The 20,065-nt window shown below is 73.0% G+C and carries 21 protein-coding genes and 1 tRNA gene; 8 read left to right on the top strand and 14 right to left on the bottom strand.

Features of this window, described 5'->3' with window-relative positions:
• Positions 1 to 29: 29 nt before the first annotated feature.
• The 5 genes from AB0J04_RS02380 (at position 30) to murJ (ending at position 5,198) form a co-directional block, all read left to right on the top strand.
• The gene (locus AB0J04_RS02380) at positions 30 to 1,433 is read left to right on the top strand and encodes a glutamine synthetase family protein (RefSeq protein WP_363166488.1); all 1,404 of its coding nucleotides are present in this window, start codon (positions 30 to 32) and stop codon (positions 1,431 to 1,433) included.
• A 1-nt stretch (position 1,434) separates the two neighbouring features.
• Positions 1,435 to 2,571, top strand: a complete 1,137-nt coding sequence (locus tag AB0J04_RS02375) for an amidohydrolase family protein (protein ID WP_363166487.1) — start codon at positions 1,435 to 1,437, stop codon at positions 2,569 to 2,571.
• A gap of 24 nt (positions 2,572 to 2,595) precedes the next feature.
• On the top strand, positions 2,596 to 3,126 hold the full coding sequence (locus AB0J04_RS02370; protein ID WP_351918651.1) for an NUDIX hydrolase family protein: 531 nt from the start codon (positions 2,596 to 2,598) through the stop codon (positions 3,124 to 3,126).
• 6 nt (positions 3,127 to 3,132) lie between these two features.
• On the top strand, positions 3,133 to 3,531 hold the full coding sequence (locus AB0J04_RS02365) for a (2Fe-2S) ferredoxin domain-containing protein (RefSeq protein ID WP_363166486.1): 399 nt from the start codon (positions 3,133 to 3,135) through the stop codon (positions 3,529 to 3,531).
• A gap of 98 nt (positions 3,532 to 3,629) precedes the next feature.
• Positions 3,630 to 5,198 carry a murein biosynthesis integral membrane protein MurJ gene (gene murJ, locus AB0J04_RS02360; protein ID WP_363166512.1) on the top strand — a complete coding sequence of 523 codons (1,569 nt, stop codon included), beginning with the start codon at positions 3,630 to 3,632 and terminating at the stop codon, positions 5,196 to 5,198.
• Here the strand turns inward: murJ and AB0J04_RS02355 are convergent.
• Positions 5,119 to 5,865 carry a sigma-70 family RNA polymerase sigma factor gene (locus AB0J04_RS02355; RefSeq protein ID WP_363166485.1) on the bottom strand — a complete coding sequence of 249 codons (747 nt, stop codon included), beginning with the start codon at positions 5,863 to 5,865 and terminating at the stop codon, positions 5,119 to 5,121. The genes murJ and AB0J04_RS02355 overlap by 80 nt on opposite strands.
• A 281-nt stretch (positions 5,866 to 6,146) precedes the next feature.
• On the opposite strand from AB0J04_RS02355, the gene AB0J04_RS02350 reads away from it, so the two are divergent.
• Complete coding sequence (locus AB0J04_RS02350) at positions 6,147 to 6,515, top strand: amphi-Trp domain-containing protein (protein WP_363166484.1); 369 nt, start codon at positions 6,147 to 6,149, stop codon at positions 6,513 to 6,515.
• Positions 6,516 to 6,542: 27 nt separating this feature from the next.
• Here the strand turns inward: AB0J04_RS02350 and AB0J04_RS02345 are convergent, their stop codons facing one another.
• Positions 6,543 to 7,853 carry a diacylglycerol kinase family protein gene (locus AB0J04_RS02345; protein WP_363166483.1) on the bottom strand — a complete coding sequence of 437 codons (1,311 nt, stop codon included), beginning with the start codon at positions 7,851 to 7,853 and terminating at the stop codon, positions 6,543 to 6,545.
• A gap of 403 nt (positions 7,854 to 8,256) precedes the next feature.
• On the opposite strand from AB0J04_RS02345, the gene AB0J04_RS02340 reads away from it, so the two are divergent.
• Positions 8,257 to 9,597 carry a hypothetical protein gene (locus AB0J04_RS02340; RefSeq protein ID WP_363166482.1) on the top strand — a complete coding sequence of 447 codons (1,341 nt, stop codon included), beginning with the start codon at positions 8,257 to 8,259 and terminating at the stop codon, positions 9,595 to 9,597.
• Between the two features lie 223 nt (positions 9,598 to 9,820).
• Here AB0J04_RS02340 and AB0J04_RS02335 read toward each other — a convergent pair.
• The 7 genes from AB0J04_RS02335 to tdh form a co-directional block, all read right to left on the bottom strand.
• Positions 9,821 to 9,894, bottom strand: a tRNA-Pro gene (locus AB0J04_RS02335).
• 109 nt (positions 9,895 to 10,003) lie between these two features.
• Entirely contained in the window at positions 10,004 to 10,363 is a 360-nt protein-coding gene (locus AB0J04_RS02330) for an MmcQ/YjbR family DNA-binding protein (protein WP_363166481.1), read from the bottom strand.
• Between the two features lie 30 nt (positions 10,364 to 10,393).
• Positions 10,394 to 10,924 carry a GNAT family N-acetyltransferase gene (locus AB0J04_RS02325; protein WP_363166480.1) on the bottom strand — a complete coding sequence of 177 codons (531 nt, stop codon included), beginning with the start codon at positions 10,922 to 10,924 and terminating at the stop codon, positions 10,394 to 10,396.
• Complete coding sequence (locus tag AB0J04_RS02320; RefSeq protein ID WP_363166479.1) at positions 10,921 to 11,535, bottom strand: XRE family transcriptional regulator; 615 nt, start codon at positions 11,533 to 11,535, stop codon at positions 10,921 to 10,923. Before AB0J04_RS02320 ends, AB0J04_RS02325 begins: the two co-directional genes overlap by 4 nt.
• Before the next feature lie 76 nt (positions 11,536 to 11,611).
• Entirely contained in the window at positions 11,612 to 12,514 is a 903-nt protein-coding gene (locus tag AB0J04_RS02315; protein ID WP_363166478.1) for a LysR family transcriptional regulator, read from the bottom strand.
• A gap of 40 nt (positions 12,515 to 12,554) precedes the next feature.
• Positions 12,555 to 13,751: a glycine C-acetyltransferase gene (locus tag AB0J04_RS02310; RefSeq protein ID WP_363166477.1), complete on the bottom strand. Its 1,197-nt coding sequence runs from the start codon at positions 13,749 to 13,751 to the stop codon at positions 12,555 to 12,557.
• A 36-nt stretch (positions 13,752 to 13,787) separates the two neighbouring features.
• Positions 13,788 to 14,822 carry an L-threonine 3-dehydrogenase gene (gene tdh, locus AB0J04_RS02305; RefSeq protein ID WP_363166476.1) on the bottom strand — a complete coding sequence of 345 codons (1,035 nt, stop codon included), beginning with the start codon at positions 14,820 to 14,822 and terminating at the stop codon, positions 13,788 to 13,790.
• Positions 14,823 to 15,093: 271 nt separating this feature from the next.
• Here tdh and AB0J04_RS02300 point away from each other — a divergent pair, with 271 nt between their 5' ends.
• Complete coding sequence (locus AB0J04_RS02300) at positions 15,094 to 15,723, top strand: GPP34 family phosphoprotein (RefSeq protein ID WP_363166475.1); 630 nt, start codon at positions 15,094 to 15,096, stop codon at positions 15,721 to 15,723.
• Between the two features lie 16 nt (positions 15,724 to 15,739).
• Here AB0J04_RS02300 and AB0J04_RS02295 read toward each other — a convergent pair whose 3' ends face one another.
• The 5 genes from AB0J04_RS02295 to AB0J04_RS02275 all read right to left on the bottom strand — a co-directional run bounded on the left by AB0J04_RS02295 (position 15,740) and on the right by AB0J04_RS02275 (position 19,963).
• Positions 15,740 to 16,309 (bottom strand): GAF domain-containing protein, encoded by a 570-nt coding sequence (locus tag AB0J04_RS02295; RefSeq protein WP_363166474.1) that lies wholly within the window; start codon positions 16,307 to 16,309, stop codon positions 15,740 to 15,742.
• Between the two features lie 61 nt (positions 16,310 to 16,370).
• The gene (locus AB0J04_RS02290; protein ID WP_363166473.1) at positions 16,371 to 17,039 is read right to left on the bottom strand and encodes an ATP/GTP-binding protein; all 669 of its coding nucleotides are present in this window, start codon (positions 17,037 to 17,039) and stop codon (positions 16,371 to 16,373) included.
• Complete coding sequence (locus AB0J04_RS02285) at positions 17,017 to 17,388, bottom strand: DUF742 domain-containing protein (protein WP_363166511.1); 372 nt, start codon at positions 17,386 to 17,388, stop codon at positions 17,017 to 17,019. The genes AB0J04_RS02290 and AB0J04_RS02285 overlap by 23 nt, the downstream gene beginning before the upstream one ends.
• A gap of 2 nt (positions 17,389 to 17,390) precedes the next feature.
• The gene (locus AB0J04_RS02280; protein WP_363166472.1) at positions 17,391 to 17,828 is read right to left on the bottom strand and encodes a roadblock/LC7 domain-containing protein; all 438 of its coding nucleotides are present in this window, start codon (positions 17,826 to 17,828) and stop codon (positions 17,391 to 17,393) included.
• A 77-nt stretch (positions 17,829 to 17,905) separates the two neighbouring features.
• Complete coding sequence (locus AB0J04_RS02275; RefSeq protein WP_363166471.1) at positions 17,906 to 19,963, bottom strand: ATP-binding protein; 2,058 nt, start codon at positions 19,961 to 19,963, stop codon at positions 17,906 to 17,908.
• Positions 19,964 to 20,065 lie beyond the last annotated feature (102 nt).

Raw genomic sequence — 20,065 nt, 5'->3', positions numbered from 1 at the left:
GTGCAGGACGCACCGCTCGTGGAGGACGCATGACGACCCTTGCCGATCCCGTCCCCGGCGGGCGTCCCGGTGACGTCGAGCGGGCGACCGCGCTCGGCGGCGAGCTGTCCACGCGGGGCGTGCACGGCGTCGTCCTGGCCTATGTCGACACCGCGGGCGTGGGCCGGGTGAAGACGATCCCCACGGCCGCGCTGGCCTCGGCGGCGGCCTGGGGCGTCGGCATGTCGCCGGTGTTCGACACGTTCCTGGCGAACGACCACATCGTCACGACCGATGTGCTGGGCTCCCCGGACGGCGACCTGCGCCTGTACCCGGACCTCGACCGGCTGGTGGCCCTGGCGGGGCAGCCCGGCTGGGCGTGGGCGCCGGTCGACCGGATCACGCAGGACGGCGAACGGCACCCGGGCTGCTCCCGCACCTTCCTGCGCCGCGTCGTCGCGGACGCGGCCCGCGAGCACGGTCTCGCCTTCAAGGCGGGCATCGAGATCGAGTGGGCGCTCGGCCTGGACTCCGCACCCGCCGGGGAGTTCGTCCCGGCGACCACCGCGCCGGCGTACGCGGCGACCCGGCAGGTCGAGTTGAGCGAGTACACCGCCGAGCTGCTGGCCGCGTGCGCGGCACAGGGCGTGGACGTCGACCAGGTCCATCCCGAGTACGCGCCCGGCCAGTTCGAGATCTCCGTGGGCGCCCTGGACCCGGTGGCGGCGGCCGATCGCAGCGTCCTGGTCCGCCAGACGATCCGCGCGGTGGCCCGGCGGCACGGCCTGCGGGTCTCCTTCTCCCCCGCGGTCGTCGCGGAGGGCGTCGGCAACGGCGGCCACATCCACCTCTCCGCCTGGCGGGACGGCGTGAACCTGCACGCCGGCGGCGACCGGCGGCACGGCCTGACGGGCGATGCCGAGGCGTTCGCGGCCGGTGTCCTGGCCCGTCTCCCGGCCCTCACCGCGGTGACCGCGCCGAGCCCGGCGAGCTATCTGCGCCTCAAACCCTCCCAGTGGGCCGGGGTGTTCACCGCATGGGGCCTGGAGACCCGCGAGTCGGCGGTGCGCCTGGTGCGGGGCACCGTGGGCCGACGCGCGGAGCAGGCGAACCTGGAGGTCAAACCGGTCGACCTGGCCGCCAACCCGTATCTCGCCCTCGGCGCTCTGATCGCCGCCGGACTGGACGGGCTCGCCTCGGGCGCCGTCCTGCCCGAGGAGACGACCGGGGATCCGGCGCGGCTCGGCGCAGAGCAGGCCGCGGCCCGGGGTGTGCGCCGGCTGCCGGCCTCGCTCGCCGAGGCGGTCGTCGAGTTCAGGAAGGACGAGGTGCTGCGGGGCGCGCTCGGTCCGGTCCTCGCCGACGCGGTCAGCGCCGTCCGGCAGGGCGAGATCGACTCCGTCGACGGGCTCGACGACGAGCAGGTGGCCGCCGCCTACCGCTGGAAGTACTGAAGTGACCGGCGGACCGATCCACGAGGCGCTCGCCGAGCTGGAGTTGGTGGACCACCACTGCCACGGAGTCGTCACCGACCCGCTGGACCGGCCGGCCTTCGAGGCCCTGCTCACCGAGGGCGGGCGGTGGCCCGGCGTCTCGACCTTCGACACCCCGGCCGGGGTGGCCGTGCGCCGCCACTGCGCGCCCTTGCTCGACCTGGAGCGACACGCCCCCGCCGACCTCTATCTGGCCCGGCGCGCCGAACTGGGCCCGCGCGAGGTGAACCGGCGGTTCCTCAGAGCCGCCCGGACCGCCGTGTTCTGCGTCGACACCGGGTTCGCCCCGCACCGCGTCACCACGCCCGCCGAACTGGCCGAGCTCTGCGGACCGGCGGTCGCCCATCAGGTCGTGCGGCTGGAGTCCGTCGCGGAGGCCGTGGCCGCCCGGGGCGTCGAGGCCGACGGGTACGCCGACGCGTTCCGGGCCGCCGCGCTGGACGCGGTACGGCGGCCCGGCGTGGTCGCGGTGAAGTCGGTGGCCGCCTACCGCACGGGCTTCGACCTGGACCCGGCCCGGCCCTCGGAGGCCGACGTCACCCGGGCCGCCCGGCACTGGCTGGCGCGCGGCGGGCGCCTGGACGAGCCGGTGCTGGTCCGGCAGCTGCTGTGGACGGCCGTCGATCTGGGGCTGCCGCTCCAACTGCACACCGGGTTCGGCGACAACGACATCCGCCTGCACCGGGTGGACCCGACGCATCTCACGGACTGGCTGCGCCTCACAGCGGGCACGATCCCGGTACTGCTCCTGCACTGCTGGCCCTACCAGCGACAGGCCGCCTACCTGGCCGCGGTGTTCGAGCGGGTGTACCTGGACGTGGGGCTCACGCTGCACCATGTGGGCCCCCCGCGAGCACGGGCGGTGCTGGAGGAGGCGTTGGAGATCACACCGTTCCGCAAACTGCTGTACAGCTCGGACGCCTATGGTGTGGCTGAGTTCTACCGGCTCGGCGCGCTGGCGTTCCGCCGGGGCCTGGGGGATCTGCTCCAGGACCGGGTGGACGCCGACGAACTGGGCCTGCCCGACGCGCTGCGCCTGGCACGCTGGGCCGGTGCGGACAACGCCCGCCGGGTCTACCGGCTTCCCGACGGACACTGAAAGTATGATCAAGCAATGTCTGACTTGACCGAAACCACGCCGGGTTGGCTGAGCTCCGACGAGCTCGAGATGGCGCGCGCCCGTATGCCGATCCTCTACGTCGAGGCCGTGCCCGTGCGCGTCGACGACAGCGGCGAAGTCACCAGCATCGGCCTGCTGCTGCGGATCGGACCGGACGGCAATGTCAACCGGACCCTGGTCTCCGGCCGGGTCCTGCACCACGAGCGCGTCCGGGACGCCCTGCTGCGCCACCTGGAGAAGGACCTCGGCCCGGTGGCGCTGCCCCGGGTGCCCACCTCGCTCCAGCCGTTCACGGTGGCCGAGTACTTCCCCACGCACGGCGTCACCCCGTACCACGACCCCCGTCAGCACGCGGTGTCGCTGGCCTACATCGTGCCGGTGACCGGCGACTGCCGGCCCCGGCAGGACGCGCTGGACCTGGTGTGGTTCAGCCCGCAGGAGGCCGCCTCGCCCGCGGTGCAGAGCGAGATGCCGGGCGGGCACGGGTTCCTGCTGCGGCAGGCCCTGGCCCACGTCGGCCTCTCGGCCTCCTGAACGAAGATGACGCCGATACCCGGTCGGCAACGCCCCTGCACACTCGTCGTGTGCAGGGGCTGTTGCTGCGGCGACGCCCGCAAGCACCCCGGCTTCGACCACGACGGGCAGTTGGAGCGGCTGCGGTCGGCCGCCGTCGCCTCGGGCGGCGCGTTCGCGGTCCGGACGACGGACTGCCTCGGCCCGTGCGACCAGGCCAACGTGATCGTCGTCCAGCCCTCGGCGGGCGGGCGGCAGGCCGGCGGCCGACCCACCTGGGTGGGCTTCGCCATGGACGACGACTGCACGGACGAGATCCTGGCCTGGGCGGCGGTCGGCGGCCCCGGGCTCACCCCGCCGCCGGCCGCGCTGGAACTCCAGTTCATCGAACCCCCGAGGGACGCGAGGGTCCGCAGCCGCCGTTAGGCCGATCGATCTTGATGCCGTACGTTGACCCGATGGGGGCTACGACACAAGAGCGGGCGGGGAAACGTTCCGGCGGGGCGGCCCGTTCGTCGGCGCTGATGGCACTGGGCACGGTGGCGTCCCGGGCGACCGGGCTGATCCGCCAGGTGCTCCAGGCCGCCGCGCTGGGCACCGGGCTGCTGGCGACCACGTACAACACGGCGAACACCGTGCCGACCAGCCTGTACACCCTGCTGATCGGCGGCGCGCTGAACGCCGTGCTGGTACCGCAGTTGGTGCGGGCTCGGGCCACCCACCCGGACGGCGGACGGGCCTACGAGCAGCGGCTCGTCACCCTGGTGGTGTCCGTCCTCGCGGTGGGGACCGCGCTGGCGGTGTGGGCGGCCCCGAGAATCGTCTCGCTGTACCTGCGCGACACCCCCGACACCCACGAGGCGTACCGACTGACGGTGGTCTTCGCCCGTTTCCTGCTCCCGCAGATCTTCTTCTACGGCCTGTTCAACATGTACGGCCAAGTCCTCAACGCCCGTGAGCGGTTCGGCGCGATGATGTGGACGCCGGTCCTCAACAACGTCGTCCTGCTGGGTATGTTCGGCGCCTACCTCGGCCTGATGACCGTTCCGGAGCGGGTCGCGGACATCACCGACACCCAGGTCCGGCTGCTGGGCCTCGGCACCACGGCCGGCATCGCGGTGCAGGCCCTCGCGCTGGTGCCGTTCGCGCGGGCCGCCGGGTTCCGGTTCCGGCCGCGCTTCGACTGGCGCGGCTCGGGCCTGGGTTCCGGGGTGCACGCCGCCAAGTGGACGCTGCTGCTGGTGCTGACGAACCTCGTCTCGCTGACGGTCGTCACCAACTACGCCAACACGGTCGACCAGAAGCTGCCGGACGCGGGCGCGGGCTACACGGCGTACATGTACGCGCAGACCATCTGGATGCTGCCGCAGTCGGTGGTCACGGTGTCCCTGGTGACCGCGCTGCTGCCGCGCATGAGCCGCGCCGTGGCCGAGGGGCGGATCGGGGACGTGCGCGCGGACCTGTCGCGCGGGCTGCGGGTCAGCGGGGTCGTCATCGTCCCGGCCGCGTTCCTGTTCCTCGCCCTCGGCCCGCGGATCTCCACCCTGCTGTTCGCGCACGGCGCGGCCGACGCGGCCTCCGCGGCGCCGCTCGGGCACATGCTCCAGGCGTTCGGGCTCGGGCTGATCCCGTTCTCCGCGCAGTACCTGCTGCTGCGCGGCTTCTACGCCTTCGAGGACACCCGCACCCCGTTCTGCATGGCGGTCTGGATCGCGGCGGTGAACATCGCCCTGGCCACCGGCTGCCATCTGCTGCTGCCCGACCGCTGGGCGGTGACCGGCATGGCCGGCGCCTACGCCCTGTCCTACCTGGCCGGGCTTGCGCTCACCGCGCGTCTGCTGCGCCGGCGGACCGGCGGCCGGCTGGACGACGGCGCGCTGCGCCGCACGTACGCCAAGCTGCTGTGCGCCGCGGGCCTCGCCGCCGCCGCGGGCCGGGCCGCCGACCGGGCGTGCGCGGCAGCGCTCGGCGAGGGAACCCTGCCGACCGCGACCGCCCTCACGGCCGGCGTCCTCACCCTCGGCCTGGTCTACGTCGCTGTGGCCCGCCTGACGAAGGTCGACGAACTGCGCTCGCTGCGAGGTCTGCGCTGACCATGGGCGCGCCCGCCTCGGTGAGCAGTTCGGCCAGGGTGGCGCGGGCGCGGGCCACGCGTGAGCGGACGGTGCCCACGGGGCAGTCGCCGACCTCGGCCGCCTCCGCGTACGGCAGCCCCAGCAACTGGGTCAGCACGAACGCCTCCCGCCGGTCCCGCGGCAGCGCGGCCAGCAGATCCAGCAGGACGACGCCGTCGTCGAAGCCGGGCAGCCCGCGCGGCTGGGCCAGCTCCACGGCCGTCTGCCAGTCGGCCTCGTCCGAGAGGCGCGGCCGGGCAGCGGCGGACCGGTAGCTGTCGAACACCGCCCGGCGCGCGATGGACAGCAGCCAGGCCCGTGCCGAGGAGCGGCCCTCGAAGCGGTGCAGCGCGCCGAGCGCCCGCAGGAAGGTGTCCTGCGCCAGATCGTCCGCGGCCTGCGGATCGGCGCTGAGATGGGCGACGTAGCGGACCACGTCTCGGTGCAGCGCGCGCACGAACCCCTCGACGGCCGCCGCGTCACCGCCCCGGGCGGCCAGCGCCAGCGCGGTCGTCGACTCGTCGGCCGGCACCGCCTTGCCGGCCCGCTTCGCGTGCCCGGCGCGGTGCGGTGTCCGGTGCTTCTCGGCCTTGGCGGTCTCGTGGGGCCTGCGGTGCTGGTCGGCCTTGCGGTGCCCTGCGCTCATGGCGCCTGATCCTGGCAGCGGAGCCGTGGACGTCACGCGGGGTTGGGCGAATCCACAGGCTGCCCGGCGGACTCACAGCGAGGGCGTCGGGCGCGATCGTGCGGTTTTTCTGCGGATCGCGGGATCCGCCACCGCGCTGGTGGCCTTGTGCCTTCTGCTGCCCCTGGACCACTCCTCGGCCTGGTTCGAGCAAGCGACCCTGCCGGCCATGAGGATGTCCGATCCCGCACATGACACCAGAATGGGTGTTATCCACTCTTTCTGTCAGATCGGAGACCCTCATGAAGGACCTCAAGTTTGAGCAGAAGCGCACGTTGTCACGCCTTGAGGCGGCTGACCAGCTCACGGCACTCGCAGCCGCGCTGAGGGAAGGCGGGGATGCCGAACTGGAACTCAGCCCCGGAACGCTGAGCCTGCGGATCCCCGACGACCTTCGCAGCGAGATGGAGGTCGAGATCGGCAACGGGGAGATCGAGCTGGAGATCGAGTTGAAGTGGCCGACCGCGCCGACCAGGACAGCGCCGTCGCGGACGGTCGCAGGCGCCGAGAAGGCCGCGAAGCGGAAGAATGCGCCCGCCGAGCCCGGGCGGAGCAGCACGGGCGCCCGCAGGAGCAAAAGCGCGAAGCGGTCCGCCGCCAAGACGCCCTGAATCGTGCCGGGGAAGGACGGCGGCTCCTCAGCTCAGGGCCAGCTTCCGTATCCGCCGCCAGTCCATGGGGGCCCTCGTCCGGGGCACGCCGGGGCGGTGGCGTGGTACGCGGACGCGCAGAGCCCGGGGGTGGATCGTGCACCGTACGGGCGTCGGCAGGGTCAGTGCCTCACCGTCGACCCCGGCTTCGATCTCGGGCTCGTCCGCGTCGATGACGACCTCCTCGGCCGTCAGGGTGGTGAGGCCGGGCGCGTGCCTCCCCGCGAGCAACTCGGCTGCCTGCGCGGCGTTGTCGACGTTGACGCCCAGGACGCCGAGGGCGCCTGAATCCAGGACCTCGCGGCGTCCGAGGCCGGCGAGGTCGCCCATCCGGTAGGGGTTGTTGCTGACGAGCACGGCCTGGGGGCCGTCGATGGCCATGTCCGCGGTGCGGACGGCCAGCCGGGGGCCGCGTCGGTGGGTCAGCAGGTCGGGAAGCGTCTGGAGGACGGTGCGGACCTTGTCGTCGCGGTAGGCGGGACTTTGCACGACGGCCGCGTAGGTGCCGATGGACGCGTTGTTGACGAAGGCTCGCTCACCGATGAAACCGAGGTCGACGCGGAGTTCGACGCCGTCGGCGAGCGCGTCCAGGCAGGTCGACGGGTCGTCCCGGTCCAGGCCGAGGTCGAGGGCGAAGTGATTGCGGGTTCCGGCCGAGATCACCATGAAGGGAATGCCGTGCCTGGCGGCGACTCCCGCGACCAGGGCCTGTGTGCCGTCGCCGCCCGCGACTCCGAGGAGGTCGGCGCCGTCTTCGACTGCCTTGTCGGCGAGCGCGACCACGTCCTGCTGATGAGCTGTGTCCAGCAGGAGGACATCGGCGTCGAGCGCCTCGGCCTTCTCCTTGAGGTGGAACTTCCCCACCTTTCCCCCGCCTGATCGTGGATTCATGATGAGGAAGGGGCGCTGGGGAGGAGCAGTCCGCGTCTCCGGGGGCCCGGCCGGCTCGACGTCCCTGCTGAGTGCCGCTCCGCCGACGGAGACCGCGAGGGCCCACAGGGCAAGAGAGGCGAGTACGACCCACAGCAGATCCGCCCATGCGAAGAGCGCCAGCACCGCGAGCGGGGCGACGGCGGCCAGGGTGAAGGAGAGCAGCCTGCCGATTCCACGCAGGGTCAGTGCCCACCACAGGCTCGCCCCTGATATGGCCAGCCCGGCCAGACCGGCGCCCAGGAGCACGATGCTCTGGACTCCGGCGAAAACGAGCAGGACCACCACCGCAGCGAGCCCCGCCACGAGGGCAAGCCGTGCGGACCAACGCTGTACGAGGCGACCGCGCGCCCCGGAGTCCCTGTGCATGGAGCCTCCTGCCCGGTGGGCACGACCGACGCGACTGTGCGTGGCACCGCGTCCAGTGGCGATCTGCGGCCCCCGGTCTCCCGGTCCGCCCTCGCCGATCGGGTCGCCGACGACCGCGAGCCGTGCACGCAAGGGCACTCCCGCCACCATGCCCATTGCACCACCCGGCGGTGTGCGCCGCCTGTTCACCGCCGCCGCCGGCGTTGACCCCCGCCCGAATCGATCGACACGCCGACCGGCGGACCTTCCGTCGCTGCCGAGCCTTCATGTCTCCCCGGGGCCGGCGTCACCGCTGCGGGCGGTCGACCGTGTCTCGCCCGTACGGACCGCCTGGGCGGGCCGTATCGCCGTAGAGCGGCGGAAATGGAGACAGGCCGATCCCCCAGGAGCCCTGGAGCATCCCATGACCAGCCCGCACGAGCCGTCCGAGCCCGATGCCGTCCCGGAGGCGGGCGTGGGTGACGCGGCGGGGGGCGGGCCCAAGCACGGTTCGGCGGCCACACGGATCACGCGGAACACCCTCTCGGCCGTTCTCATCGTGCTCACCTGCATCCTCGTGCCCGTCGCCCTCCTGACGGTGTGGGTGCACGACATCGCGCTGGACACCGACCGGTACGTGGAGACCGTCTCGCCGCTCGCCTCGGATCCGGCGATCGAGGACGCGGCCGTCAAGCGCATCACCCATGCCGCGGACGTACGGGTGGACGGCAGCCAGGCCGCCGCGGACATCGCCGGCTGGCTCCAGTCGCAGGGGCTTCCGCCGCGCGCCGCGCAGGCCGTGAAGGGGCTGGGCCCGCAACTCGACTCCGCGGTCAACGACACGGTCGAGAAGGTGGCCACCCGCTTCGTACAGAGCGACCGCTTCGAGCGGATCTGGACGAACGCCAACCGGCGCGCCCACGCCGCAGTCGTGCACGCGCTCACCGGCGAAGGCCGCGGCGCCGTGGGCGTGGAAGGCGGGACGGTGACCCTCGACGTCGGCGAAGCCGTCGACCAGGTCAAACAGGCACTCGTGGACGCCGGGCTGTCCCCGGCCGCCAAGATCCCCGACGTCGACAAGCAGATGGTGCTCTTCCAGTCCGACCAACTGGAGAAGATCCGCAAGGGCGCCCATCTGTTGGACGTGATCGGGAACTGGCTTCCCGTGCTCGTCGTGGTGACCGGCGCGGCCGGCGTGCTCCTGGCCCACCGGCGCCGCCGGGCCCTGGCCCGTACGGCTCTGGGCGCGGCCTTCGCCTGCCTGGTCGTGGCCATCGTCCTGGTCGTCGCCCGCCGCTACTACCTGGATCATCTCCCGCCCCAGGTTCAGTCGGAGGCCGCCGCGGCAGCCGTCTTCGACACCCTGGTGCACTTCCTCAGGGTCAGCCTGCGCACGGCGATCGTGCTCGGCGTGGTCATCGCGCTCGGCGCCTACCTGATCGGCCCCGGACGACTGGCGCGCGCCGTCAGGGGCACATCCGAGCGCGCCGCGGACTCCACGGCGCGGTGGGCCTACGCCCACCAGGTCGGCACCGGCCGGGTGGGCACCTGGACCCAGGCCCACCGCCGGTGGATCGCCCTGGCCGCCCTGCTGATCGTGGCCCTCGTCTTCGCGCTCTGGAACCACCCGACGGTCCTGACCATCCTGCTGCTGGTCATCATCCTGCTGGCCGTCCTCGCACTGCTCGCCCTCCTCGCCGCCACCGGCCGCGCCACCACCGATGCCGAGTCGGCGGCACCACCCCGCCCGCAAGGCGGCGGGTGAACGGTTCGCCGGGCACGCGCTCCGGACGCGTGGCGCCACGAGAGCCAATGGCTTGAGATCGAGTTGCGCCGGCCGCTGGACGGAGCCGGCTGAGCCACGCCGCGATGCCGTGCCGCGACGTGGCTCAGGGGCACTGCCTCACATCTCGGGCTTGTCCCGAGAATGGCCAAAGCACCGTTTCAGATTCCCTCTGAAACGGTGCTCGACCTCCGACTTCGTAAAGTCGGGACGACAGGATTTGAACCTGCGACCCCTTGACCCCCAGTCAAGTGCGCTACCAAGCTGCGCCACGTCCCGTTGCCCATCTGACCTGGGGTTTCCCCTGGCCGAACGCGCATGGAAACAATACCGCACTCGGGTCGATGGTCGCGCACCCGTTTCTCGCGCCCCGACCGCCGGGCCGCCGTCAGTCCTGCGGGGCCACCCCCAGCTCCGGGTACGCCTCCAGCAGCCGCTTCGGGGCCGCCTGCCGCCAGGAGTCGGCGAGGACGGCCCGCAGCTCGTCCTCGTCCTCCAGGGCCGCCAGGCGGGCCCGTACCCAGGCGAACTGGGCCTCGTGGTCGGCGATCCAGAACTTCCCGGGCTCGGCGAGCACCAGTTCGTCGCGCTCCTCCTTGGGGCAGCGCACGGCGAGGGAGGTCTCCTCCTCGGGCAGAGTGGCGAACATCTTCCCCGCGACGCGGAAGGTGGGCATGCTCCAGGCGATCTTCTCCGTGGTGTCCGGCAGGGACAGGGCGATACGACGTACGTCTTCGGCGTCCGGCATGCTTCGCACCGTATCGGCTGCCACTGACAGTCACCCGGCCGCGACGTGCTTGTAGTACAGGGTGGTCGGCCGGAGCACGCCGGAGGGGCTCGCCGCGTAGTCGGGGATGACCCCGGCGCTGGTCCACCCGGCGGCGCGGTAGAGGTGTTCGGCGGGGCTCTCGGTCTCGGTGTCCAGGTGGAGCAGGGTGACGCCGGCCGCGCCGGCCGCCTCCTCGGCCAGGGTCAGCAGGGCGCGGCCGAGGCCCTTCCCGCGGGCGTCCCGGTGGACCATCAGCTTGACGAGTTCGGCGCGGTGCGAGCTGTTGGGCTTGCCGGCGAAGGCGAGGCTGACGGTGCCGAGGACACGGTCGCCGTCGTGGGCGGCCCAGACGGCGAGCCGCCCGGCGGCCACGCCCTGCGCCCGCTCCTTCCACCAGGCGAGGGCGTCCGCCCGGTCCAGCGGGGCGAGGAAGCCGACCGAGGCTCCGCCGTCGACCGTGTCGATCAGCAGGTCGGCCAACTCCTCGACCCGCTCGAGCAGTCGGACGGCGTCGAGCCGGGTCGCGAAGGCATCGGTCACGGCAGCACCACCGCCAGCGCATACCGCGTCTCCGCGTCGCCCACGCACCGGAACCGGGTCGGCCCCCATACCCGCAGGCGCAGACAGTCCCCCGCGTCGAGGCGATGCTCGGCGCCCTGGGCGGTCACGGCGAGGACGCCGTCCAGCACCCAGATGTGCTGCTCCAGCCCTGCCACGGGCGGCCGGTCGTACCTGAGGTCGGCGCCCACGGCGAGCCGGCCCTCGACCAGTTCGGCGCGCAGCGCGGGGTGCGGCGGCGACACCGAGCGCCGGACGAACCCGGAGGCCCGGTCCGCCCAGACGGACTGCTCGCCGGCCCGCACCAGCGGCGCGGGCTCCGCCTCGACCTCGCCGAGCAGCCGGGACATGGTCCGGCCGTAGACATGGCACAGGCGGTTGAGCAGCGAGGCGGTCGGGCTGATCTCCGCCCGCTCGGCCCGCGACAGGGTGGACCGGCTGATCCCGCTGCGCTCCGCCAACTCCCCCAGCGACCAACCGCGTTCGGCCCGCAACTCGGCCAGGCGTGCGGCGAGGCGCGCGTCGACGGGGTCCGGGGGCTCGACCGCGTCCGCCGCGCCCACAGCATCCTCCGCATCCTCTTCGTTTCTCATATCAGGGAAGTTATCCCGAATATGAGACGACAGCGTTACGGATGCCTCACCTGCGTGCGCCTCACCCGCCGGCAGCTCAGCCTCGTGCGGCCTCGCCGAGCGCCTCCAGCACCGGCCGGATCAGCGGATGCTCCTCCGCTCCCCGGCGGACGGCCGCGAAGACCCGTCGGGTCGGCGCCACCCCGTCGACGGGCCGGACGACCACTCCCGTGAGGTCCATGCCGCGCAGCGCCGAACGCGGCACCAGCGCCACGCCCGCGTCGGCCGAGGCCAGCGCGACGACCGCGCGGAAGTCGTCCGAGGAGTGCTCCAGACGAGGCTGGAAGCCGGCGTGCTCGCAGGCCAGGACGACCACGTCATGGCAGGGGTTGCCGGGGTAGGGGCCGATCCAGGTGTCCTTGGCCAGTTCGGCGAGGGGGACCTCGGGGGCGTCGGCGAGACGGTGGGTGACGGGGACGACCGCGTCGAAGGGCTCGGCGTAGAGGGGGATGTGCGCGAGCCGGGGGTCGTCGGCGGCCGGGGCGCCCCGGTACTCGACGGCCACGGCGACGTCCACCTGCCGGTCGAGCACCATCGTGAGGCTGGCGTCGCCCTCGGTGTCCTGGACCCGGATCCGTATCCCGGGGGCGACGCCCGCGAGCCGGGCCACCGCGGGCGCCACGACGAGGGCGATGCCGGTCGCGAAGGCGGCGACCGTGACCGTGCCGGCCGCGCCGGAGCTGTAGGCGGCCAGCTCGGCCTCGGCCCGCTCCAGCTGGGCGAGGACGGCGTTGGTGTGCGCGAGCAGGATCTCGCCGGCCGGGGTGAGCCGTACGCCCTTGGCGCTGCGCTCGACCAGCCGGTGGCCGGTCTCCTGCTCCAGGGCCGTCAGCTGCTGGGAGACGGCGGACGGGGTGAGATACAGCGCGGCGGCCGCCGCCGTCACGGTGCGGTGGTCGGCCACCGCACGGAGGATGTGGAGCCGCCGCGCCTCGATCATGGGATCGATTATCGCAATGTGTCCGGGCCGCTCGGGCCCGTCAGACCCCCGCCAGCTCGGCCCGCGCGTCGATGAAGGCGTCGACCGCCCGATTCACGTCGTCCGTGGAGTGCGCGGCGGACAGCTGGACGCGGATCCGGGCCTGTCCCTGCGGGACGACCGGGTAGGAGAAGCCGATCACGTACACCCCACGCTCCAGGAGCAGTTCGGCCATCCGGGCCGCCCGCGCCGCGTCGCCGATCATCACGGGGGCGATGGCGTGGTCGCCGGGCAGGATGTCGAAGCCCGCGTCCGTCATCCGGCGGCGGAACAGGGCCGTGTTCTCGGCCAGCCGTACGCGCAGGTCGTCGGCCGACTCCAGCAGGTCGATGACCTTGAGCGAGGCGGCGGCGATGACCGGGGCGAGGGTGTTGGAGAAGAGGTACGGGCGGGAGCGCTGGCGGAGCAGGGCGACGATCTCGGCGCGCGCCGCGACGTAACCGCCGGACGCGCCGCCGAGCGCCTTGCCCAGGGTGCCCGTGACGATGTCCACGCGGTCCATCACGCCGTGCAGTTCGGGGGTGCCGCGGCCGCCGGGGCCGACGAAGCCGACGGCGTGCGAGTCGTCGACCATGACCATGGCGTCGTAGCGGTCGGCGAGGTCGCAGATCTCGGCGAGGGGCGCCACATAGCCGTCCATGGAGAACACGCCGTCGGTGACGACCAGTCGGCGACGCGCGTCGGACGCGTCCTTCAACTGCCGCTCCAGATCCTCCAGATCACGGTTGGCGTAGCGGAAGCGGCGGGCCTTGGACAGCCGGATGCCGTCGATGATCGAGGCGTGGTTGAGGGCGTCGGAGATCACCGCGTCCTCGGGGCCGAGCAGCGTCTCGAAGACTCCGCCGTTGGCGTCGAAGCAGGAGGAGTACAGGATCGTGTCCTCCTGGCCGAGGAAGGCGGACAGCCGCGCCTCCAGCGCCTTGTGCACCTCCTGCGTCCCGCAGATGAAGCGCACGGACGCCATGCCGTAGCCCCAGCGGTCGAGGGCCTCGTGGGCGGCCGCGACGACCTCGGGATGGTCGGCGAGGCCGAGGTAGTTGTTGGCGCAGAAGTTGAGGACCTCGCCCGGCCGGCCGCCCGCGGTCACGGATACGGTCGCCGACTGCGGGCTGCCGATCACGCGCTCGGGCTTGTGCAGACCGGCGGCACGGATCTCGTCGAGGGTGGCGCGCAGGTCGTCGCGCACGGAGTCGAACATCTCAAAGCTCCTAGAAGTGCTTGCGCAGGAAGGGAGTCACGCGGTCCAGTCGAGGATGACCTTGCCGCCGCGGCCGCCGGCCGCGTCGGCGAAGGCCGCCTCGAAGTCGCCGTAGCCGTACCGGCCGGTGATCACGGGGGCGAGGTCGAGGCCGCCCTCCAGCAGCACCGACATCGCGTACCAGGTCTCGAACATCTCTCGGCCGTAGATGCCCTTGATGGTGATCATCGAGGTGACGATCCGGGACCAGTCGACGGGGAACTCCTCGGCGGGCAGCCCCAGCATGGCGATCCGGCCGCCGTGCGTCAGATTGGCGATCATGTCGCGCAGCGCCTCGGGCCGGCCGGACATCTCCAGGCCGACGTCGAAGCCCTCGCGCAGCCCCAACTCCCGCTGTCCGTCGGCGATGGACGCCTGCGACACGTTCAGCGCGAGGCTCGCGCCGATCTTGCGGGCCAGCTCCAGCCGCTCCTCGCTGACGTCGGTGACCATGACGTTGCGGGCGCCCGCGTGCCGGGCGACGGCGGCGGCCATCAGGCCGATCGGTCCGGCGCCGGTGATCAGCACGTCCTCGCCGACGAGCGGGAAGGACAGCGCGGTGTGCACGGCGTTGCCGAACGGGTCGAAGATCGCCGCCACGTCGAGGTCCACCTCGACCCGGTGCACCCACACGTTGGAGGCGGGCAGGGCGACGTACTCCGCGAACGCGCCGTCGCGCCCTACGCCGAGGCCGACGGTGGCCCGGCACAGATGGCGGCGCCCGGCGAGACAGTTGCGGCACTTGCCGCAGACGAGGTGTCCCTCACCGCTGACCCGGTCCCCCACCGCGATGTCGGCGGCGTCGACGTCCCGGCCCGTCTCGACGACCTCGCCGACGAACTCGTGCCCGAGCACCAGCGGTGTGCGGATGGTCTGCCGCGCCCAGCCGTCCCAGGACCGGATGTGCAGATCGGTGCCGCAGATGCCGGTGCGCAACACCTTGATCAGTACGTCGCCGGGACCGATCTCGGGCTCCGGGACGTCGGTGAGCCACAGCCCCGGCTCCGCCTTCTCCTTGACCAGTGCCTTCAACGCAACGGCTCCCGTGGTGAGGGCCCGGGCGCGGACAGGCCGAAGCGGCCCCGCATCCGGGAAGACGTGTGGATTCGTGCAGCAATCTGCCGCACTCCACCGGCCCAGGTCCATCGAGCTTTTCTTAAGCGCCGCCACAGCTCTGCTTCACACGAGTGCGCTTCACACGAGTGGCCTCGCTCCTGTGGACCGGCTTTCCCGCACACCACGCTGGGGCGTGTCACCCTGGACCGCAACCCGCACGAGCCGGCCGACTGACGTGGAGCCCCTGATGACCACAGCACGGGACCTGATGATCGTCGCGTTGGACGTGACCCCCGACGTGCCGTCCGGCGTCACCGCGGTGCGTGAGGTCGGACAGGGCGATCTGGCGCTCGCCCTCGCGGGCGCGGAGGCGATCGATCTGCTCCGGGCCGAAGCGCTCACCGTGGAGGACGACCTCCTGGTGCCCGGCCCGCCCTCGGAGCCGGACGATCCGCTGCTGGCCGAGGCCGCGGCGGCGCTCGTCCGGGAGGAACCGTACGAGTCGGTCGAGGACTGGCTGTGGCGCCGGGGCCGTGGCCTGTCCTCGGCCTATACCGACCGGCTGGAGGCGGACGGAGTGGTCGGCCGGCCCCGCGGGCGGCTGCTCGGCGTCCGGTCCGCGCGGACGGCGCCCGTCGACTCGCCGGCCCGTCGGCGCGCCACCGCGCGCTGGGCGTCGGACGAGCCGGTCCTCGCCGCGCTGGCCACCGCCGTCGGTCTGCGCGAGGACCCGGCCGACGGCGGCCCGGACCGCCTCGACGACGCGGTCGTGACGATCCTGGCGGCGGTCGGCGACGCGGTGGCGGAGCTCGACGCCGTCCGGCGACGACGGTCCATCGAGGACGCGGCCTTCAACAACGTCTGGCGGGCCTTCTGACCCGGGCTCCGGGGGCTCAGGGCGGGAATCCGCCGCTCTCCCGGCGTTGCAGTCGGCCGGCGAGGTCGGCGGCCGTCGCCTTGATGGTCTCCAGGCCGGCCTTCCCCCAGGGCCGGGGCGCGAGGTCGGCGACGCACACCGTGCCCAGCACCATGCCGGTGGTGTCGATGAGCGGGGCGCCGAGATAGGAGCGGATGCCGTACTCGTCGACCACCGGGTTGCCGGCGAAGCGCGGGTAGTCGCCCACGTCCTCCAGGACCAGCGCCTTGCGCCGGACGACGACATGCGGGCAGTAGCCGTAGTCGCGGGGCAGCCGGCGGCCCACCCGGGGCTTGCCGCCCCGGGCGGCCCGGCCGCCCTGCGGGGTGTGCAGCCCGGCGAAGAACTGCCGTTCCTCGTCGGGGAAGTTGACCATGGCGTACGGCGCTCCGATCACCTCGGCGAGCCGGTCCGCGAAGGCGTCCAGGGCGGGCTCCGGCTGTTCCCCGAGGCCGAGTCGGCGCAGCCTGAGGGCACGGGCGGGGGCTTCCCTGTCCTCCGGGGTGAGCAGCAGACGACCGGTCGGGCGCGACGGGTCGTAGCTCATGTCCGGGTTCCGTCGCTGTGGACGTACGTCATATGCGGCTCCGGGGCGTTGGGTGCGGGCGTCACATGTGGGCGCCGCGGCTCGGCTGGGGTGCGGCCGGTGCGTGGGCGATGAGGTGTCTGACGAGGGTGAGCAGGGTCTGGACGCCGGAGGCGGAGATCCGGGCGTCGCAGCGCACGATGGGGATCGCCGGGTCCAGGTCGATGGCGGCGCGCACCTCCTCGGGGTCGTAGCGGTGGGAGCCGTCGAACTCGTTGACGGCGATGATGAAGGCGAGTCCGCGTTCCTCGAAGAAGTCGACGGCCGCGAAGCACTCCTCGAGCCGACGGGTGTCGGCGAGGATGACCGCGCCGAGGGCGCCCTCGGACAGCTCGTCCCACATGAACCAGAACCGTTCCTGGCCCGGGGTGCCGAACAGGTAGAGGACATGGTGCGGGTCGAGGGTGATCCGGCCGAAGTCCATGGCGACGGTCGTCTCGACCTTGTTCTCGATGCCGTCGAGGTTGTCGGTCGCGGCGCTGACGGTGGTGAGCAGCTCCTCCGTGCTGAGCGGCGCGATCTCGCTGACGGCGCCGACGAAGGTCGTCTTGCCGACCCCGAAGCCGCCCGCGACCAGGATCTTCAGGGCGGTCGGGAAGGGGTCGGGGCCGTTTCCGTCGGAAGCGCCGTGGTCACGGTGATCTCCGTACGTGTCGTGATCGTCGCAGTCAGAGCTGTCGTCGTAGTCCATCGAGCACTGCCTCCAGTAGGGCCCGGTCGGTGGGGTTGTTTTGGAACTCGGGGGGCTTGGTGGTCAACGCCCCGCAGTCGAGGAGGTCCGACAGCAGCACCTTGGTGACCGCTGCCGGCAGCTTCAGATGGGCCGCGATCTCGGCGACCGACACGGGTGCACGGGTCAGGTGGAGCGCGGTCGCGTGTTCGGGGCCGAGGTAGCCGAGGGGGGTCGCCCCGGTGGCCATGACCTGGGACATGAGATCGAGGGCGACGCTGGGCTTGGTCCGGCCGTTGCTGACCGTGAAAGGGCGCACCAGCCGTCCGGCCGCGTCGTCGAGCCAGGGCCCGTCGCCGGCCGCCGCCACGTTCAAGGCCCCATCACCGACGGTTCGACGGCGTGCTGCCGGGGCGCGGTCATCAGATACGGCCGGACGCTCTTGACCAGCATCGCCATCTCGTAACCGAGCACCGCCGCGTCGGCCTCCCGCCCGGCGAGCACCGCGAGACACGCGCCGGAACCGGCCGTGGTGACGAACAGCAGCGTCGAGTCGAGTTCGACGACGACCTGCCGTACGTCCCCGCCGTCGCCGAACCGGACGCCGGCGCTGCGGCCGAGCGAGTACAGGCCGGAGGCCAGGGCGGCCATGTGGTCGGCGCTGTCGGGGTCGAGGCCGTGGACCGACTTCACGAGCCCGTCGCAGGAGAGCAGCACCGCGCTCATGGTGTGCGGCACGCGCTGCACGAGGCCGCTCATCAGCCAGTCGAGATCGGATACCTGGCCGGTCGTCGGCGCATCGCTCGCCATGGTGGATCGACTCCTTGGGGTACGAAGGTCTGCGGGAGCGCTGGGGGTGGGGGTGGGGGTGGGGGTGCTGAGAGTGGTCATCCGGCTGGTGCGCTCCCGTCGTGCCGGGCGGTGGACAGGTCGGAATGCGCCTCGGGTATCGGGGACTGCCGCACGTCCATGACGTCCGCCTCCAGGCTCTGCTGGGCCTCGGCGAGGCCGACGCCGCGCTGGAAGGACGCCATCAGGCCGGGGTCGTGGCCGGCGGGCTGCTCGGTGTCCTGGCGGGGGGCCGGGCCGCCGCGCAGCTGGGGCACGATGTGCTCCTGGGCGCGACGGCGCGGCAGTTGGGGCTTGCCCATGGTGCCGCGCACGGTGCCGACGCGCGGGGTGGGTGCGATGCCCGCGTGCTCTTCGACGGTGGGGCGGTCGGCGGGCCGGATGCCGGGCACGGCCTCGGCCGGATTGGCCCGCGCCGCCCGAGCGGCCCCGCGCACGGGCAACGGCGCGGGCCGACCGCCGTTCGCCCTCGGGGCGTCCGACGGGTGCGGGGGCGTCGCCCCACCGGCGGGGTCCGGACCGCCCTGCGGACGCGAGGAGATCAGCGGCACCCCCGCAGCGGGCGTGTGCTGCGTCTGCGGGCCGACGGGCGTCGCGCCCGGCACCTGCGTCGAGCCCGGCGACCAGCCTCCGCCGGTGGCCTCCGGCGCCTGAGCCGGAGGCGGAACATGCTCTCCGCCCGGCCGCCGGACCATGTCGGCGGTCCTCTGCGGGAGGTACGGCGGTGCGGGCGGCCGGCCGCCCCCGGGCGTGGGCCGGGCGGTCTGGGCCGGCGGCAGGGGCGGGCGGGCCGCCTCGGTCGTGGCAGGCGGCGTCGTGGAGGGTACGAGGGGCAGGCCGGCGCCGTCGGTGTCCGGTCCCTGCGGCACGGCTCCGGCGACGCCGGGCGCGGAGCCCAGCAGCGCCTGCGGGACGACCAGGACGGCCTGGACGCCGCCGTAGATGTTGCTCTGGAGGCGGACCCGGATGCCGTGCCGTCGGGCCAGCTGGGAGACGACGAACAGGCCGATCCGCCCGTCGGCGAGGAGCCGGCCGACGTTGACCTGGTCGGGGTCGGCGAGCAGCGCGTTCATCCTGCTCTGCTCCTCGACGGGCAGCCCGAGCCCGCGGTCCTCGACCTCCACGGCGAGCCCGGAGGTGACGAGGTTGGCGCGCAGCAGCACCTGGGTGTGCGGGGCGGAGAACACCGTGGCGTTCTCGACGAGTTCGGCGAGCAGGTGGATGACGTCGGCGACGGCGTGGCCGCGCAGCTCGCCGTCGATGGGCGGGACGAGTTTGACCCGCGAGTACTGCTCGACCTCGGCGATGGCGGAGCGCAGCACCTCCGTCATGCAGACCGGGTTGCTCCACTGCCGCCGGGAGACGGCCCCGCCGAGGACGGCGAGGTTCTCGGCGTGGCGGCGGATGCGGGTGGCGAGGTGATCGACGTGGAAGAGGCCCTTGAGCAGGTCGGGGTCCTCGATCTCGTTCTCGAGCTCGTCGAGGATCGAGATCTCGCGGTGCACCAGGGACTGAAGACGCCGCGCCAGGTTGACGAAGACCTCCAGCTTCTGTTCGCTGCCGGTCTGGCTGGACAGTTGTGCGGCCTGCACGACGGCGGTGACGGCCCCGTCGTGGGCCCGGGCCAGGTCGGCGGCGAGCAGCTCGAAGTCGTCGGCGTCCGCGCCGGGCGGGCCGCCGCGCGACCTGCGCTGGGGCGGGGTCTCGCCGCGGCGCAGCGCCTCGACGACATGGCGCAGGTCGGCCTCGCCGCGTGCGCTGCCCCGGCGCAGGGCCGCGACACGGTCGCTGACGGAGCGGGCGGCGCGGTCCGCGGCCACGGCGGCGATCACGATGCCGACGCCGGTCACCGCGACCGCGCCGGCCAGGACCGCCCACAGGGTGGCGCCGGGCCGGACGCCGGTGGAGCGCACGGTGAACAGGACGACCGCGCAGGCGCTGAGGGCGACCGCGGTCGGGGGGAGCACGGCGAGCCGCAGCAGCTGGGGCCGTATGTGTGTCTCGGTCGGCGCTGGTGCGGTGCGGGCGACCGGCCGCCCGTGCCGCCCGCCCTCACGGCGGTCTGCGCGTGCGGCGGGTGCGCGGAGGTGAGACATCGGTGTCCTCGTACTGGTCCGTCGAGCCGGGTCGTCGGTCGGGGAGCCGAAGAATTCGGCCCGGTGTCGCCCGACGGCCACTCACAGTAGTCGGCAACGCAT

It is taken from the genome of Streptomyces sp. NPDC050263, from assembly GCF_040655955.1.
Lineage (GTDB): Bacteria > Actinomycetota > Actinomycetes > Streptomycetales > Streptomycetaceae > Streptomyces.
The sequence above is the reverse complement of the archived record's forward strand: the minus strand, read 5'-3'. Positions and strand labels throughout refer to the sequence as shown.

Excerpts from the sequence above, each read along its gene's own strand:
- AB0J04_RS02300 (WP_363166475.1), top strand. The coding sequence starts at position 15,094 with ATGACCACAGCACGGGACCTGATGATCGTCGCGTTGGACGTGACCCCC.
- AB0J04_RS02345 (WP_363166483.1), bottom strand. The coding sequence starts at position 7,853 with ATGCACAGGGACTCCGGGGCGCGCGGTCGCCTCGTACAGCGTTGGTCC.
- AB0J04_RS02350 (WP_363166484.1), top strand. The coding sequence starts at position 6,147 with ATGAAGGACCTCAAGTTTGAGCAGAAGCGCACGTTGTCACGCCTTGAG.
- AB0J04_RS02365 (WP_363166486.1), top strand. The coding sequence starts at position 3,133 with ATGACGCCGATACCCGGTCGGCAACGCCCCTGCACACTCGTCGTGTGC.
- AB0J04_RS02295 (WP_363166474.1), bottom strand. The coding sequence starts at position 16,309 with ATGAGCTACGACCCGTCGCGCCCGACCGGTCGTCTGCTGCTCACCCCG.
- AB0J04_RS02355 (WP_363166485.1), bottom strand. The coding sequence starts at position 5,865 with ATGAGCGCAGGGCACCGCAAGGCCGACCAGCACCGCAGGCCCCACGAG.
- AB0J04_RS02380 (WP_363166488.1), top strand. The coding sequence starts at position 30 with ATGACGACCCTTGCCGATCCCGTCCCCGGCGGGCGTCCCGGTGACGTC.
- AB0J04_RS02280 (WP_363166472.1), bottom strand. The coding sequence starts at position 17,828 with ATGGCGAGCGATGCGCCGACGACCGGCCAGGTATCCGATCTCGACTGG.
- AB0J04_RS02275 (WP_363166471.1), bottom strand. The coding sequence starts at position 19,963 with ATGTCTCACCTCCGCGCACCCGCCGCACGCGCAGACCGCCGTGAGGGC.
- AB0J04_RS02310 (WP_363166477.1), bottom strand. The coding sequence starts at position 13,751 with ATGTTCGACTCCGTGCGCGACGACCTGCGCGCCACCCTCGACGAGATC.
- AB0J04_RS02340 (WP_363166482.1), top strand. The coding sequence starts at position 8,257 with ATGACCAGCCCGCACGAGCCGTCCGAGCCCGATGCCGTCCCGGAGGCG.
- AB0J04_RS02290 (WP_363166473.1), bottom strand. The coding sequence starts at position 17,039 with ATGGACTACGACGACAGCTCTGACTGCGACGATCACGACACGTACGGA.
- AB0J04_RS02320 (WP_363166479.1), bottom strand. The coding sequence starts at position 11,535 with ATGAGAAACGAAGAGGATGCGGAGGATGCTGTGGGCGCGGCGGACGCG.
- AB0J04_RS02330 (WP_363166481.1), bottom strand. The coding sequence starts at position 10,363 with ATGCCGGACGCCGAAGACGTACGTCGTATCGCCCTGTCCCTGCCGGAC.
- AB0J04_RS02315 (WP_363166478.1), bottom strand. The coding sequence starts at position 12,514 with ATGATCGAGGCGCGGCGGCTCCACATCCTCCGTGCGGTGGCCGACCAC.
- murJ (WP_363166512.1), top strand. The coding sequence starts at position 3,630 with ATGGCACTGGGCACGGTGGCGTCCCGGGCGACCGGGCTGATCCGCCAG.